Origin of the sequence: Anaerococcus urinomassiliensis, from assembly GCF_900128425.1 — a bacterium.
In the GTDB taxonomy this organism is placed as follows: Bacteria; Bacillota; Clostridia; order Tissierellales; family Peptoniphilaceae; genus Anaerococcus; species Anaerococcus urinomassiliensis.
The window spans coordinates 942,501-959,609 of the sequence record NZ_LT635782.1 but is presented as its reverse complement, the minus strand read 5'-3'; the positions used below and the strand labels follow the sequence as shown (position 1 = coordinate 959,609).

Below are 17,109 nucleotides of genomic sequence, written 5' to 3'. Positions count from 1 at the left end.
TTTTATTTCAAAGAAAGGAGGTAAGAATGAATTTTGATTATTTTTATAATAGGCAATCTGAGATGTATTACTTCATTAGGTTACCTATGGTATTAATGAAAGATGAAATTTTTGAGAGTATTTCTATTGAAGCTAAAGTTTTGTATTCATATATGCTTAAATTATTTGCTAACCACAAAATAAATGGCTATATAAGCTTAATCTAGTGAGTGCGATAAATCTTGAAAAAGTGTTAAAATATTTAATGATTATATTGACAAGCTGATATAAAAGTGTTACTATGCTTTTGTGATACTGAAAATCGCTATCACATTTTTATATTTTGTATATTAATATGAATTAATATTTAACATGTTAAAAAAATATTTAGTAGAGGATATGGGGAATAAATGAATAATAAAAGAATTATTAAGGCGACATTAATTGCCGCATTGTCTATTTCATTCTTATTTAACGAGCCTTCCTTTGCCAGTAGCGAAGAAGAAAAACCGCTAGAAGCAAATAACCAAGGTCTTTTTGAAGAAAATGAAGCAACTGTAGAAAAAAAAGAAGAAGCTTCTGATAAAGAAAGTGAACAAAAAAAAGAAGAAGCAAAAAAAGAAGAAGCTTCTGATAAAGAAAGTGAACAAAAAAAAGAAGAAGCAAAAAAAGAAGAAGCTTCTGATAAAGAAAGTGAACAAAAAAAAGAAGAAGCAAAAAAAGAAGAAGCTTCTGATAAAGAAAGTGAACAAAAAAAAGAAGAAGCAAAAAAAGAAGAAGCTTCTGATAAAGAAAGTGAACAAAATAAAGAAGATGCAAACAAGGACAAAGCTCCTGCTTTGGAAACTTCCCTCAAAGAAGATAAGTCTGTTGAAAAAGAAGGGAAAGCAACAGAAGTTACACATAAAGCTGACCTTAATAAGGATTCATCTACTGAAGAAAAGAAAGATGATATAGCTGTAGAGAAGAAAGACGAGGGAAGGCTCATATACATAGCCGAATTTAAAGATAAAGAGGCTGGGGAAAGGGCAATGAAGGAAATATCAAAACTTTCTTCTACAAAAGTTTTGTATGCCTATAACACAATTTTTAATGGTTGTGCAATTGAAACAAAACAAGATAATCTTGATTTGATTAAACACATCGAAGGAATCTCATCTGTAGAAAGATCCCAAAAAGTTGAGCCAATGATGAATCACGCTAGGGAAGAAATTGGTGTCAACGAAGCTATCGACTACCTAAAAGCTATCAACAAAGACATGATAATGAAGTTTGATGGTAGGGGTATGGTAATTGCAAACATAGATACTGGGACTGATTATAGGCACAAGGCTATGAGAATTGACGATGATGCTAAGCCTTATATGAGATATAAAAAAGAGGACATGAAGGGAACTGACAAGGACTTTTGGTTGAGTGATAAAATTCCTCATGCCTTTAACTATTATAACGGTGGCAAAATTACTGTCGAAAAATATGACGATGGTTCTGACTATCATGATCCACATGGTATGCATATAGCGGGAATCCTTGCTGGTAATGATACTGATAAGGATATAGCTAAGTACAATGGAATAGACGGAATAGCACCAAATGCTCAAATCTTTTCTTACAAGATGTACTCAGATTCAGGTGATGGCTTTGCTGGTGATGAAACAATGTTTCACGCTATTGAAGATGCAATCAAACATAAAGTTGATGTAGTATCTGTATCTTCTGGATTTACAGGAACAGGTCTTATAGGTGAGAAATATTGGCAAGCAGTTAGGGCTTTAAGAAAAGCGGGGATTCCTATGGTAGTTGCTACTGGTAACTATGCAACATCTGCTTCAAGCTCATCATGGGACTTAGCTGCTAATAACAAACTAAAGATGACCGATACAGGAAATGTAACTAGAACTGCTGCCCATGAAGATGCCATAGCTGTTGCATCAGCTAAAAATCAAATAGTAGAGTTTGATAAGGTAAATATTGGTGGCGAAAGCTTCAAGTATAGAAATATCGGTACCTTCTTCGATAAAAATAAGATTATTAGAAATGAAGACGGAAGCAAAATAGCTGACAAAATGAAATTTGTTTATATAGGCAAGGGTCAAGATGAAGATCTAGTTGGGCTTAATCTTAGAGGCAAAATTGCCGTTATGGATAGAATATATACAAAGGATTTAAAATACGCCTTCAAAAGAGCTGCCGATAAGGGTGCTCGCGCAATCATGGTTGTAAATACCGTTAACTACTACAACAGGGATAACTGGACAGAGCTTCCAGCCATGGGCTACGAAGAAGATGAAGGAACAACTTGCCAAGTATTTTCAGTATCTGGTGATGATGGACTTAAAATTTGGAATATGATTGATCCAGCTAATAAAACTGAGGTTAAGAGAAACAAGAAAGAAGACTTCAAAGATAAGCTTGACCAATATTATCCAATTGATATGGAAAGCTTCAACAAAAACCGTCCAAAGCTTGGTGATGAGAAAGAGCTAGACTTTAACTTCGCTCCTGATACAGACAAGGAACTTTATAAAGAAGAAGTAATCGTGCCAGCAGCCTCTACATCCTGGGGCCCAAGGGTTGACCTCCTTCTAAAACCAGATGTATCAGCACCAGGAAAGAACATCAAATCAACTCTAAATGTAATTGATGGCAAATCAACCTATGGTTATATGTCAGGAACAAGTATGGCAACACCAGTAGTTGCAGCATCAACAGTATTAATTAGACCAAAACTAAAAGAGATGCTCGAAAAACCTGTCCTCAAAAACCTAACAGATGACGATAAAATCGACTTAACTACTCTTACAAAGATTGCCTTACAAAACACAGCAAGACCTATGATGGATCCAACAGCTTGGAAGGAAAAATCACTATATTATGCTTCGCCAAGACAACAAGGTGCAGGTCTAATTAATGTTGCTAATGCACTAAGAAGTGATGTTATAGCAAGCTTCAAAAATGTTGACTCCGCAGGTCTAGTAAACTCATATGGATCTATATCACTTAGAGAAATTAAGGGAGAAAAGAAATATTTCACAATCAAGTTGATTAATACATCAGATAGGCCTCTTACATTTAAGGCTTCATCATCTGCAATCACCACAGATTCCCTTACCGACAGGCTAAAACTTGATGAAACTTACAAGGATGAGAAATCATCAGATGGCAAACAAATTGTTCCAGAAATTCATCCAGCAAAGATTAAGGGTGCAAATATTAGCTTTGAACACGATGTATTTACAATTGCTCCAAACTCTTCATATGAATTGAAGGCTGTAATAAATGTAGGAGAAGCAAAAGATAAAAACCAATTTGTAGAATCTTTCATTAGACTTGAATCTAAAGAAGAACTTGAGGCAATGTGTGGCAAGGAAAACAAGACAGTATTCCAACCATCTCTATCAATGCCACTTATGGGATTTGCTGGAAATTGGAACAAGGAGCCAATCCTTGACAAGTGGGCTTGGGAAGAAGGCTCTAAATCAAAAACCATGGAAGGTTATGACGATGATGGTAAACCAAAAATACCTGGAACCTTGAACAAGGGTATAGGTGGAGAACATGACATCGATAAATTCAATCCAGCAGCCGTTATCCAAAACAGAAAAGATGGAAATACAAAATCACTTGATCAAGATCCTGATTTATTTGCACTAAATAACAACCACGGATTACATGATCCATCACAAAGCGAATCAAAAGTCGCAAGAATTTATCCACTTGATAATAAGGGACAACCACAAGAAGTTCAAATCGAAACAGGGCTAACACCTTCCCCACTCGTTCTAAGAAGTGCAAGAGAAGGCTTAATCTCAATTGTAAATACTGACAAAGAGGGCGAAGGACAAAAAGACCTCAAGGTTGTAACTAGAGAGCACTTCATCAGAGGAATCCTAAACTCAAAGAGAAACGATGCTAAGGGTATTAAGTCATCCAAGTTAAAAGTTATGGGAGATTTGAAATGGGATGGCCTTATTTACAATCCTAGAGGAAGAGAAGAAGGCGCTAATGATGATAATAATAACCAAGACTTGGAAACAAAACTTAGGGGTCAATTTGAACCAATAGCTGAGGGTCAATACTTCTACAAGTTCAAATATAGATTAACTAAGGATTATCCATGGCAAGTTTCTTATATACCAGTAAAAGTTGACAATACAGCTCCAACAATTGTCGGTGTTGATTTCTCTAATCCAAACAAAATCAAATTAATAGCAAAAGATACCTACCACAAGGTAAAAGATGAGTACAAAAACGAAACCTTGTTTGTAAGAGATCAAAAAGACCATCCAGAGAAATTTGAAGAAGTAGCCAACGAAGTATGGTATGCAGGCGCAGCTATAGTTGATGAGTACGGTGATGTTGAAAGAAACCTTGATGTTAAATATGCTGGAGAAGGCGAAGGTAGACATAGAAAGCTTGATGATAAAGGAAATACTATCTACGAAATTAGCGGTGCAGGAGATTTAAGAGGAAAAATCATAGAAGTAATCGCCCTAGATGGTGCAAGCAACTTCACCAAAATCCATAGGATAAAATTTGATAGTAAAGCTGATGCAAAGGGAATGATTTCTTATTACCTAATAGATCCTAAACAAGATTCTTCTTCTTACGAAAAACTTGGAGAAATTTCTGAAGAAAAACTCAAAAATGCAAAGAGTTCAGAGGAAAATACCAATAATAATCAAGCTAAGGATGAAGACTCAAAACCAGCTGAAGAAAGTTCAGTTGAGGGAGAAGCTAGCCTTGAAATAGATAAAAATATTTCGACAATTAGAGAATTTGAAAATAAAGACCTAAAGAAACTAATTAAAAAGAAATATAAGGAAATAGAAGACTTTACAACTGGTGGAATGAAAACAGTAGAGCTTGATTATCTATATGATGAAAAAGGAAATGTAAAAGCCTACGAAGATGGAAGTAATCTAGAATATGAAACTGAGAAACTTGATGATGTTAAATCAAAGCTTGGTGGAGTGTTAAGTCCATCAAAGGATGGCCATTTTGAAATTCTTGGAGAAGTAAATAATGTATCAAAAGATGCTAAGGCCTACTATGGTAATGACTTTAAACTAATAGAAATTAAGGCAAGTAAATACGACCCACAAACCAAAACTTTAACATTTGACTTATTTGCAAACACAAATGATGTAGTCGATGGCCTATCCTTTACTGGAGATATGAATATTATCGTAAAAGATAAGGGTCAAACAAAAGCTAAAACTATAATAAGGATGCCAGAAAAGAAGGATGAAGCCGAGGAAGCTTCACCATATGCTTCAAGCTATGGAAATATTATCGAACTAGGTGAAGGTGAACTAACTAAACAAAAACCAAAAGACCTAAGCAAGATGGATACAAACAAGATGTTCTTCGATAATGAAAAGGGTCAATATGTATTAAATGATAATATGATTGTAAGAAAGGGATATGCCCTAAGAGTTACGACATTTAACCCAGGAAAAACTGATATGCTTGATGGTAATGGAGTTTATAGCAAGGAAGTTATAGAAAAAATCCAAAAGACTGCCCCTAACATCAAGGCCCTATCACAAAAAACAATCTACTGTGATAGTAGAAATGTTGAAGATGGTAGAAGCGCTCAATCAGTTCTCATGTCAGCCTTGGACGGATTTAATATAGTTAGATATCAAGTCTTTAAATTCAAAACTAATGACAAGGGGGAAGCTATAGATAAGGATGGAAATCTTGTAGATGATCCTTCTAAACTAGTTCTTCTTGGCAAAGATGGTAAGGAATATATTGGAGATGATAAATCCAACGTAGAAGCCATCAAGGAAGACGGAGCTATGCTATTTATAGATGCAAAACCAGTAGATTTGACTATGGATAGAAACTATTTCAATCCAACAAGGGACAATAAAATCTATGTAAGAAAACCAGAATTCTATTTAAGAGGAAAGATAGGAGATAAGGGTGGTTTCAACTGGGAAATGAGAGTTAACGAGTCAGTTGTTGACAACTACCTAATCTATGGTGATTTACACATTGATAATACAAGAGACTTTAATATTAAGCTTGATGTAAAAGATGGAGACATCATGGATTGGGGAATGAAGGACTACAAGGCTAATGGCTTCCCAGATAAGGTTAAAGATATGGATGGCAATGTCTACCTACAAACTGGTTATAGTAATCTCAATGCCAAGGCTGTAGGTGTTCACTATCAATTCCTCTATGATGCTATAAAACCAGAAATCGAACAAAAAGATGATGGTAACACAGCTATTGAATATGATAAAGATAAATTCATCAAATTCAATGTTACAGACAAGAGAGATGGGGATAAGGCTGGAGAAATCCAAGATAAACAAATCTTTGTAAATGGTAAAGAATACAAGTCTTTAGATGATATCAAAGATATCAAGGATGATAAGCTAACAATTAAGTTTGTAGTAAAAGACTTTGCAAACAATACTAGGGTAAAAGAATTTAGCTTTGACAAAAAAACTGGCTCATTAACTCCTGTAGATCCCGAAAAAGTCAAGATTACAATAGGTAATAAGGAAAATGAACTTGTAAAGGGAGAGGACTTCCAATTACCAGAATACAAGGGAGAACTTCCAGAAGGTAAAGGCTTTAAGGGTTGGAAAGTCAAAGACAAAGATGGAAAAGAAAAAATCAAAGCACAAGGTTCCTTCCTATTTGCTGAGTCTGATCTAAGTGTTGAACCAGACTTCTACGAGCTTCATAAAGAAGTTAAAGAAGAAAATAAACAAACTTTTGATGAAACAAAGAAAAAAGATGAGGATTATTCAAAGATTTGGAATATAACTTGCCCAAGTGATACAGAAGAACCTTCAGACAATCCTTGCGAAGAACCATCAGAAGAAGCTTCAGAAAATCCTTCAGAAAATCCACAAATCCCTGAAATAAAACAAGCTCCTCAGAGTGAAAATCCACAAATCCCTGAAATAAAACAAGCTCCTCAGAGTGAAAATCCAAAAGACAATCAAGGATTAGTAGTAGAGGTAAGCTCTAAGACTAAAGAGCTTAAAGAAGAGCCTTCAAAAGACGATAACTTAGTTCAAAGTCCAAGGGAAGATAAGGATAAAGAAGAAGCTCCATCAAAAGCCCAAAAAGAAGAAGTAAAAGAAAATAAGACACAAAGAAGTGATGACAAATCACAAGCAAACAATGATAAAGCTCCAACAAGTACAAATGTTAAAACAGGAGTAGAGAGCCTATCATCAGTAGTTATGGGACTATTTGCAGCAAGCCTTGCCTTATTCAAGACTAAAAAAAGAAAATAAAAAAGACCTAATATAAGCTAAGCAAATATTAGACCTTATGCCAGAGTTAGCTTTAGGCTTGCTCTGGTATTTTTGTGTGCTCGGCATGAGCATATTCTAGCAGGTGAAAGTCCTAAGTGTGCCCGGTAGTGGGAAACACATAGCCAAAGGCAAGGGTGTCCATCGTGAGGTGGAATCTGAAGGAAGCCCTAGGCAAACTCTTGGTCTGACGAACAGAAACTACATAAGGCAGGTACGTAGGATAAGACTGCATTACAAGCCAAAGTCCAATAACTACACGGAATACGTAAATGTAAATGTGGCAGATATATGAGAGGAAAGAACATGCCCTTACCCGAGGAGGTCTCACTAGCGAAACAGTAGTAACAACGAATAGTGAGAAGTCAGCAGAAGTCATAGTACTAGTAAAAACTAGGAAGGACAGAACTACAGGAAGTATAAATTTATGAAAGAAACTAATCATGACAAAGACTGTAGAAAATCAACCAGACTAATCAAAGATAGCTCGGCAAGTGAAAATAAATTAGCTGGACACAGTCATGAAAAGATTAACTCAAAAGAAAATACCAAAAATGAACTAATTGAAAAAAATACTCCATCGAAACAACCTAAACGAAGCCTTTAAGAGAGTAAAATCAAATAAAGGTACAGCAGGAATAGATGGAATAACAACAGAAGAACTTCTAGAATATCTAAAAGAAAACAAAGAGAAAATACTAGGACAAATAAGAGCAAGGAAATACAAACCCAAACCAGTAAAAAGGGTACAAATACCAAAATCAAATGGAAAGAAACGAAATCTAGGCATACCCACAACAACAGATAGGGTAATACAACAAGCAATAGCACAAAAATTAAGCCCAATCTATGAAAAGAAATTCTCAGAAAACAGCTATGGATTTAGACCAAATAGAAGCGCGCATGATGCCCTAAAAAGAATAAAAGAAATAGCAGAAGAAGGAAACACCTGGGTAGTAGACTTAGACCTAGAAAAATACTTCGAAACAGTAAACCAATCCAAACTCATACAAATCCTATCAGAAGAAATAAAAGATGGAGACGTAATATCCCTAATACACAAATATCTAAAATCAGGAATAATGATAGATGGAATAAAAGTAAAATCAGACAAAGGAGTAGCACAAGGTGGACCCTTAAGTCCATTACTAGCAAACATCTACCTAAACGAAGCTGACCAAGAATTTGGAAAATGGGGATACAAATTTGTAAGATATGCAGACGACATGCTAATATTTGCAAGAAATAGAAAAGCAGCCGAAAGATACCACAAAATAGTCAAAAAGCTGTTAGAAGGAAAATTAAAACTTAAAGTAAATGAGGAAAAGACATCAATAAGAAAATTAAGCCAAACAAAATATCTAGGGTATGGATTTTACCATAACAACGGAACCCAACTAAAAGTACACAAAGAAAGCCTAAAGAAACTAAAGGCAAAACTAAAAGAAGTAACAAACAGAAGTAATGCACTAGGCTATAAGCAAAGAAGAATAAAAATCAACCAAATCATAAGAGGATGGATACAATATTTCAAATTGGCAAATATGAGAAACCATCTTCAAAACCTAGACGAGTGGTTAAGAAGAAGAATAAGAATGTGTGCATGGAAAAGCTGGAAAAAAATCAAAACCAAATTTACAAACTTAGTAAAATTAGGAACAGCAAAATTTCAAGCCTGGCAATGGGCAAATACACGCAAATCCTATTGGAGAATAGCAAAAAGCCCAATACTGAGCAGAGCTCTTAACAACAAAAGAATAGCTGAAAGGGGCTATATATCCCTAGTCAGCTATTACAATAAAGTTCAAATTAAACGGTAGAACCGCCGTATACGGAACCGTACGTACGGTGGTGTGAGAGGTCGGTAGATGAATTAATCATTTACCTCCTACTCGATTTATACAATATAATTTACTACAGTAACATCTAATCTCCAATGACTTAAAGCCAGTACAGAAACAGCCATAAGGGCTAGACGATTATAGATAACGGGTTTCCCATTTTGGATAGCTCTTTTTTTATTTTCTCCTCTGAGTTCATAGGGAGTATCATTCATATCATCAATAAATCGTTTTAATTTAGCTTCATATTTTTGGGGATTTGCTTTATATAAATCATAATTTCCTCTTTCAAACATTTTAATAAGTCTTTCTCTTAATGATCTAGCGAATCCATTAACTGTTAATATTGTATTTTCAAAGAATTGGTAAAAATCATTAGCGTGTTCTCTTCTTAGGGCATGAAGATTTATTTTATTATTCATCTCATCTTTTGAGAATACATTATGACCTGTAGGAACTTCTTCGAATATATTTTTAACTATAGGTACATCTTTAGGGAGAATCATTTGAAAAGTTTCTTTTCCGCCTTTTCCTTTTCTTACATGGACATAATATATGCCATATTCTCCCTTAATAAAATCCTCTCTTTTTAGATTTTCAAGTTCATTTCTTCTTATACCAACAGCTTTTTGTAAGGTAATTAGCCTTTTAAATTCAGGTGAAGTTTCTTGTAATTTTCCAAAAGGATTTTCTGCTTCTTGTCTACCTTTGGTTATGGTATTAGATTTCCTCCTAGGCTTATTAATATCTCTCATATTTACTCCACAAGCCTTGCAAATAGGGGCAAGGTAGGTATGAATAGTACCAGCAGAAAACTTAAAAGGATCTTCCTGTAAATGGTTTGAGTATTTTTGTATTAAATCTTTATCTACTTTTTCTATTTGTTTAATTCCTTGTTCTTTGCACCAGCTTGCAAATTTCTTACAGGCATATTTATATTGCTTTCTGGTTGTATTTCCTTTTAATCCTTCAGATGCTCTCTTAAATAGTTCAAATTGTAAGCTATTTTTATTTCTTGACATTCTGGAATCCTCCTAAATAAATTTGGTTTCTATATTATTGTTAATTAGCCTCCTCCTTTTTTTACGAGCTTAAGATGCTCTAAAAAATCTAAATAATATAGGCTTAAATATTATTGTTATTTCAATTCAGCAGACACCGTCTTGATATAACTTTTAGATTTTGCCATTTGATTAAACAGGTAATTTTCATTCTTTATTTTTCCTCATTTTATCCTTAATATTTCATAAATTATTTATTAAACCATAATATTCCTGCCTAAACTGGTAATTTTCAAAGATGACTCTTTAAAAATTACCATTTAGGTTCTTCTAATAAATACATATCGAAGAACCCTTGAGATCATGAATTTTAATGGCATCAATTCAAGAGCTTCGACTATTTTGAAATAATAAAGTTACCGTAGCCGGACCTTATTACTTTGAAAATAGTTGAGCCTAGCAAGTAGGACTACCGTTTTTTATCTGGTGATATAATTGAGGTATATCTAAGACATACCTTTTGAGATAATAGAGTTATATCATCTCTTTTTTCCTTTACGAATGTCAAATTGTGTTTCCTCCTCGTATATTATAGTTGTAGTATTTAATACTACTTTTTGTTCTCTATCCCACTTTCTTGTGGGATAATAATTGTATAGATAGAGGTCGTAGATTTCCTCCTTGAAGCTAGTCTTCCTTAAAAAGGGTTACGCCTCTTCTTTACGTCTTTATCAGTATGAGCTGGATAGCACATTTCGTTGCTGTATGTCTAACGAGGTTTGATTGTCGTAAAGTTATTGAGGGTTCTTTCTCTATCTAAATTTATATTTAAGCTAGGTGATTTTATGTTTTACATTGGTGTTGATATTGCAAAGAACAACCACGAAGCCTCAATAATTGATTCTAATGGGAAACTTGTTTCTGAGTCTTTTTCTTTCTCTAATTCTATTAGGGGTTTAGAGAAGTTTCAGAAATTTATTTCCTCTTTTTCGATTGATTCTAACAATTGTATTATTGGTATGGAAGCTACTGGGCATTATTGGCTTTCTCTTTATTCTTTCTTGATTGATTTAGGTTTTTCTTGTGTTGTTATTAATCCCATTCAGTCTGATGCTTTTAGAAAGATGTATATTAGACAGACTAAGAATGATTCTGTTGATTCTTTTGTTATTGCTCAAATTCTTAGGTTTGGTGAGTTTTCTGTTTCTCATTTTTCTGATGAGGATACTTTTGCTTTAAGAAATCTTTCTAGGTTTAGGTTTGCTCTTGTTGATGAAGCTTCTGATTGGAAAAGAAAGCTTGTTGCTATTTTAGATCAGGTTTTCCCTGAGTATTCTTCGCTTTTTTCTAATATTTATGGTGTTGCTTCTAAAGAGCTTTTGAGTAAGTTCCCTTTACCTGAAGATATGATTTCTATTCCTGCTGATGAGCTTGCTAAGATGTTGTCTAAGTGTAGTAAGGGGCACTTTGGCCTTGATAAGGCTAAAGAAATTCAAGAGAAGGCTTCTAATTCTTTTGGTGTTAAGTTTGCTTTGAAGTCTTTTTCTTTTCAAATTAAACAGATTATTGCTCAAATTTCTTTTCTTGAAGATCAGATAGCTGATATTGAAGATGAAATTTCTTCTATGATTAATTCTTTATGCCCTGTTATTACTTCTATCACTGGTATTGGCGATATCTTAGGTGGTGCTATTTTCTCAGAAATTGGTGATATTTCTCGTTTTGAGAGAGCTAACCAGTTAGTTGCTTATGCTGGTTTAGATGTTGCTGTTAAGCAATCTGGTAATTTTAATGCAACCGATACGAAGATTTCTAAGCGTGGCTCTCCTTATCTTAGACGTGCTATTTGGCTTGCTGCTAGTGTAGCTGCCTTTAAGGACCCTGCTTTGTCTGTTTACTATCAAAAACTTAGACAAAGGGGTAAGGCTCATGGTACAGCTATTGGTGCTGTTGCTAGAAAACTTACTAACATAATTTTTGCAGTTTTAAGAGATAACAAAACTTACGTACCGAATATTTAGTTGTTATTTAATTTTTCTAAGCCTAAATTTTTAGGCTTGTTTGACGTGCATTAAATTTCAAGATAAATTATTTTTTATTTTCTCTTGACATTTGATAGCTGGTCTTTTTCATCTCCATTTCTTCAATCTTCTATTTTTAATATGTAATAAAGTCATTTGGATAAAAAAAAGAGTAGAATATGAATATTAAAAACTAAAAAAACACCTTTCTAAAAAAATTATGGCATATAAAAAGTGAAGAAATTTTTTAAGGAGGTGGTTATCATGGCTGATGAGTTAGACGGGCTTGCTCGTCTACTACAAGAATTTATAGAGAAATATGCAGATCAAATAGATTTTAAAAGCCTAGATATGCCACCAGAAATTTTAGAATCTAATTTAGATTTGGATAAGAAAAATGATGAAAATAATAATGAGGACTTAAAGCCAACAAATTAGTTTATTTGTTGGTTTTTAAATTGGAATATAGTAAAATATAGTGTATAAAAGAACTTGCTATTTTATCCAAACTTATTTAAAGGAGGTGTTTCCATGAAAAAGAAAAGAGCCTATGTTTATACTAGAGTGTCTACTTCTATGCAAATTGATGGCTATTCCCTAGATGCTCAGGAAGAAAGAATAAAACAATATGCTAAAGCTTATGATATAGAGATAGTAGATGTTTATAAAGATGCTGGAAAATCAGGGACATCAATAATTGGCAGAAACAATTTTATAACTATGTTAGATGATATCAAAGAAGAAAAAGACAACGTTGATTGTGTTTTAGTATTCAAATTATCTAGATTTGGTAGAAATGCAGCTGATACATTAAATTCTTTGCAAGTAATGGAAGAGCATGGGGTATATTTGGTATCAGTTGATGATGGCCTTGATAGTTCAAAAGATGCAGGAAAATTAGTCATAACTATACTATCGGCAGTAGCTGAGATGGAAAGAGAGAACATCATCGCTCAAACCATGGAAGGCAGAAAACAAAAAGCAAGAGAAGGAAAATGGAATGGTGGTTTTGCTCCAATTGGGTATAAGCTTCAAGATGGAGAATTGATAATTAATGAAAATGAAGCTAAAGCAATAAAAATGATTTTTGATTTATACACTAATTCAGATATGGGAGCAAATGGAGTTGCAAAATATTTAGCATCATTAGACATAAGAAAACCTATCAGACAAAATGGAAAATCACCATATTTTTCTGCTTCATTAATTCGCCAAATTTTAGATAATCCTGTATATAATGGGAAAATTGCCTATGGTAGAAGAAAGACAAAAAAGGATAAAATTACAGGGAAAATTTCGCAAGAAAAAGCTGATAATTATATTATAAGTAAAGGAATACATGAAGCTATTATTGACGATGAACTTTGGGAATTAACGCAGAAAAAGAGAAAGTTACAAGCCAAGAAATATGAAAAGATAAATAGAGGAAATGATGAGAAAACTTATCTATTGTCAAGCCTTATAAAATGCCCAGTTTGTGGTGCAGGTTTATATGGAAATAAAAGCCGCAAACGCAAGAAGAATGGAGAACACTACAAAGATTATTACTACTATTCATGTAAACATCGACAATTGATGAATGGACATAAATGTAACTTCAGTAAACAAATTAAGGCGGATGCAATCGATAACGAAGTTGCTACAATAATAACAAAAATAATTAGTAATCCAAGTTTCGCAAAAAAATTAGAAGAAAAAATTAATATACAAATAGATACTGATGAAATAGATAAAATCATTGACAAGCACATGGCTAAAGAAAGACAATTATTGGGAACAAAAGCATCTTTGATAAATCAAATTGATTCTTTATATTTTGAAGATAAACATTATGAAAGAAAATTTGAAGATTTAAATCTAAGGTTAGATGCAATCTATGATCAATTAGATTATGTAGAATTACAGATTTCAGACAGCAGAAAAAGAAAAGAAGCTATCTTAGAAGAAAAGATAACTTCTGATAATATTTATAAGATTTTGATTAATTTTCATAAGCTATATTCAGTGCTTTCAGACGTCGATAAGAAGAGATTATTCAATCAATTGATAGAAAAAATAGAAATATATGAAGAAAAGACCGAATCGGGTAGATGGGTTAAATCGCTTATTTTCAAGCTTCCATTGATAGATGAGGATATCAATTTAAGTTTGGACAATGATAGTTCCGTTGAGACGGTAGTATTGATGTCCAAAAAGTAAGAATTTGGATTTATAATATAATAGGAGTTTATCTGGAGGTTATGAATGGATTACAAGGAAATATACGCTTCACAAATTGATCTTTTGTGGGAACTTCAAAAGCAATATAAAGCAGAAATAGGAGAGGATATACCGAATGACATATCCAAGAAACGTCTGAAAGATGCAATAAGCAAAGGGGAAATATTCTTTTTCGGAGCATGGGAAGGTAGTTCATTGGTAGGCTGCTGTTCAATAACAGTTGGTTTTTCAACTTTTAACTATATGCCAAGTGGAATATTTGAAGATTTTTTCATATGTCCTGACTTTCGTCATAAAGGAATAGCACGCCAGCTAGTTCAATTTGCATATAGGTCAAGTGCTATAAGTTCAATGACTGTTGCTTGTGCACAATGCGATATACAAATGTATAAATCACTTGGATTTTCAATTCAGCTTGGGAACTTGTTTGCATTTGAACCATAAGTTACGGTTCTTAGATGAGAAAGTATATAAAGGAGAAAACTATGGAGAATAATTGCGCTATTATTAACGATAAAAAAGCATTTAGATATAGAGCGGCAGCCATAATAGTAGAAGAGGACTGCATTCTGCTTGCAAGAAATGATGAGGACGACTATTACTACTCAGTTGGCGGAGCGGTTCACATGGGCGAGACATCAGAAGAAGCCGTGAAGAGAGAAGTATTTGAAGAGACAGGCCTTAATTACGAAGTCGACCATTTTGCCGTGATACATGAGAACTTCTTCATCGGAAGCTCTGGCTTAAAAGGAGTAGACTTTCATGAGCTTACATTCTACTATATAATGAAGCCCATGGGTAAAAGAGACTTTACAAGCCAAAGCACTACAGCGTCAGGTGCTAAAGAGACAATGCATTGGGTGCCTATAGATGAGCTTGATAAATGCAAGGCATACCCGACATTTATTAAAGAATATCTTAAATCGGAGCATAGTGGAATAGAGCATATAATTTCAGATGAAAGATATTAATGAATACCACTATTATGGCAATAGATCGTTCCATAAACATTATTTCATAATAATTGATAAATAACCGCCAATGGTATATTATAATAATTAACAGTACCCGACACGCCTCTTAACAATGCGGACCAAGTCGGGTCTTTTGATTATAAGGAATAATAGCGTGAAGAAATCTCATCAAGCTCCCATTGATGTAAATGAGCAAATAGAAAATTTAATATCTTTAGATTTAGAAATAGAAGATAAAGATTATGCAATAAGTGTGCTTAACAGAGTATCCTATTATAGGCTTGTAAAGGCTTATAGTATAACTTTAAAAGAAAACGGAAAGTACATAGATGGAACTACTTTTGAAAATATAGTTGACCTATATTTATTTGATATGGAACTTAGACATATTTTGTTTTCGTTGATAGAGCATATAGAAGTTCATTTAAGAGCTGTAATTACCAATTACTTTTCATTAAAATATGGGAACTTTGGATATAAAGATTTAAATAACTATAAGAAAAAGAATTTTCAGGAGAGTACCATAAAGGAACTAGAAAGAGAAATAAAAAAAAATCAGAAATCGCCATTTATACATAACTTCGAAAAAAATTATAAAGGCGGAGAGATTCCATTCTATGCTGCGATAGAGGTAGCAAGTTTTGGCACACTTTCTAAAATGTACAAGAATATGGAGAATGAAGATAAGAAAGAGATTGCCAAAGAATTCGAGGTTGACTATATTTATTTAGAATCTTGGATTGAGAACTTGTCTTATGTCAGAAATATATGTGCTCATTATGGTAGATTGTATGGAGCTAAATTAACCAAGACTCCAAAGTTATATAAAGAATATTTAAACCAAGGAATATCTAATAATACTATTTTTGCTAGTATAATTAATCTTAAGATTCTAGCTGAAGATGATTATTACGATAAATTTCATGGTGACTTGTTAGAAATAATTAATAAATATCCATCAGTAGAATTAAAGCAATTAGGGTTTGTAGAGAAATGGGAAAGCATTCTTTAATGATTTCAGGATAAGCCAAAGGAATAAGTACTGAAAAAAAGCTCCAAGTGAGCTGTTTTTTACATAATATAGGATGGTATAATAAAATCAGCAAAATAGTAATGATATGTACCCTCTTTACTGGACAAACCAGTAAGGAGGGTATTTTTATGAAATATAGTTATGAATTCAAAAAAGAATGCGTACAATTGTATAGAGAAGGTAAATGGCCTGATACACCTGAAGGAGCTAAAGAAAAAAACTTTCATGATTCAATTAGAACATGGTTTAAGTTAGAAGAACTTCATGGACCAGAAATTTTAAAACACGGAAATAATATTAATTGGACTGCTGATGAGAAATTAGAAATGATATCTAAAGTGTTAGCTGGAAATTCCATAAAATCTATAGCAATCGAAAATGGAATCAATGATGGACAACTTTATTCATGGGTTAACAAGTATAAAAATTATGGATATAATGGTCTTGTGAATAAAAAGAAAGGCCGTAAATCTAAAAATACAAGTATGAAAAATAATAATAACCATAAAGCAAAAGAACTTAATGAATCTGAAAGAGAAGAACTAATAAAACTTAGAGCAGAAAATGAATATATAAAAGCAGAAAACGAAATAATAAAAAAAGAGATCGCCTTGAGAGAAGAACGTTACGCTGCGCAACTCAAGGCGAAAAAGCAGCGATTGTCAAAGAACTCAAAGAAGAAGGATACAGACTAAAATATCTTTTAAAAGCTATTGATATGCCAAGATCAACATACTATTTTGAAATAAAC

At 33.3% G+C, this 17,109-nt stretch carries 13 protein-coding genes and 1 pseudogene (1 of these 14 cut by a window edge); 13 read left to right on the top strand and 1 reads right to left on the bottom strand.

Annotated elements, in window-relative coordinates; genetic code table 11:
* Positions 1-26 precede the first annotated feature (26 nt).
* The 5 genes and pseudogenes from BQ7474_RS05620 to ltrA all read left to right on the top strand — a co-directional run.
* A pseudogene (locus BQ7474_RS05620) lies at positions 27-194 on the top strand (replication initiator protein A); the annotation flags it as partial.
* Between the two features lie 195 nt (positions 195-389).
* Entirely contained in the window at positions 390-7,250 is a 6,861-nt protein-coding gene (locus BQ7474_RS05615) for a S8 family serine peptidase (protein ID WP_073997992.1), read from the top strand.
* 296 nt (positions 7,251-7,546) lie between these two features.
* Positions 7,547-7,699 (top strand): hypothetical protein, encoded by a 153-nt coding sequence (locus BQ7474_RS10605; RefSeq protein WP_159429550.1) that lies wholly within the window; start codon positions 7,547-7,549, stop codon positions 7,697-7,699.
* Positions 7,696-7,875, top strand: a complete 180-nt coding sequence (locus BQ7474_RS05610; RefSeq protein WP_073997991.1) for a hypothetical protein — start codon at positions 7,696-7,698, stop codon at positions 7,873-7,875. The genes BQ7474_RS10605 and BQ7474_RS05610 overlap by 4 nt, the downstream gene beginning before the upstream one ends.
* Positions 7,832-9,088: a group II intron reverse transcriptase/maturase gene (ltrA, locus tag BQ7474_RS05605; RefSeq protein ID WP_073997990.1), complete on the top strand. Its 1,257-nt coding sequence runs from the start codon at positions 7,832-7,834 to the stop codon at positions 9,086-9,088. Before BQ7474_RS05610 ends, ltrA begins: the two co-directional genes overlap by 44 nt.
* A 77-nt stretch (positions 9,089-9,165) precedes the next feature.
* Here ltrA and BQ7474_RS05600 read toward each other — a convergent pair whose 3' ends face one another.
* Positions 9,166-10,131 carry a phage integrase SAM-like domain-containing protein gene (locus BQ7474_RS05600; RefSeq protein WP_073997989.1) on the bottom strand — a complete coding sequence of 322 codons (966 nt, stop codon included), beginning with the start codon at positions 10,129-10,131 and terminating at the stop codon, positions 9,166-9,168.
* An 824-nt stretch (positions 10,132-10,955) separates the two neighbouring features.
* On the opposite strand from BQ7474_RS05600, the gene BQ7474_RS05595 reads away from it, so the two are divergent.
* The 8 genes from BQ7474_RS05595 to BQ7474_RS05560 all read left to right on the top strand — a co-directional run.
* Positions 10,956-12,131: an IS110 family RNA-guided transposase gene (locus tag BQ7474_RS05595; protein ID WP_073997050.1), complete on the top strand. Its 1,176-nt coding sequence runs from the start codon at positions 10,956-10,958 to the stop codon at positions 12,129-12,131.
* 264 nt (positions 12,132-12,395) lie between these two features.
* A complete protein-coding gene (locus BQ7474_RS05590; protein ID WP_040397510.1) occupies positions 12,396-12,569 on the top strand; it encodes a hypothetical protein in 174 nt (57 codons plus the stop codon).
* Between the two features lie 93 nt (positions 12,570-12,662).
* On the top strand, positions 12,663-14,330 hold the full coding sequence (locus tag BQ7474_RS05585) for a recombinase family protein (protein ID WP_073997988.1): 1,668 nt from the start codon (positions 12,663-12,665) through the stop codon (positions 14,328-14,330).
* Between the two features lie 45 nt (positions 14,331-14,375).
* On the top strand, positions 14,376-14,795 hold the full coding sequence (locus BQ7474_RS05580; RefSeq protein ID WP_073997987.1) for a GNAT family N-acetyltransferase: 420 nt from the start codon (positions 14,376-14,378) through the stop codon (positions 14,793-14,795).
* A 41-nt stretch (positions 14,796-14,836) separates the two neighbouring features.
* Positions 14,837-15,322 (top strand): NUDIX hydrolase, encoded by a 486-nt coding sequence (locus BQ7474_RS05575; RefSeq protein WP_073997986.1) that lies wholly within the window; start codon positions 14,837-14,839, stop codon positions 15,320-15,322.
* A 157-nt stretch (positions 15,323-15,479) separates the two neighbouring features.
* Positions 15,480-16,337 (top strand): Abi family protein, encoded by an 858-nt coding sequence (locus tag BQ7474_RS05570; protein ID WP_073997985.1) that lies wholly within the window; start codon positions 15,480-15,482, stop codon positions 16,335-16,337.
* 149 nt (positions 16,338-16,486) lie between these two features.
* The gene (locus BQ7474_RS05565; protein WP_073997051.1) at positions 16,487-17,053 is read left to right on the top strand and encodes a helix-turn-helix domain-containing protein; all 567 of its coding nucleotides are present in this window, start codon (positions 16,487-16,489) and stop codon (positions 17,051-17,053) included.
* A protein-coding gene (locus BQ7474_RS05560; protein WP_159429564.1) for an IS3 family transposase crosses the window boundary here: on the top strand, positions 17,017-17,109 show its beginning. It continues 759 nt past the right edge of the window; only the first 93 of its 852 coding nucleotides appear in the window; it begins with the start codon at positions 17,017-17,019; the stop codon falls past the right edge of the window. Before BQ7474_RS05565 ends, BQ7474_RS05560 begins: the two co-directional genes overlap by 37 nt.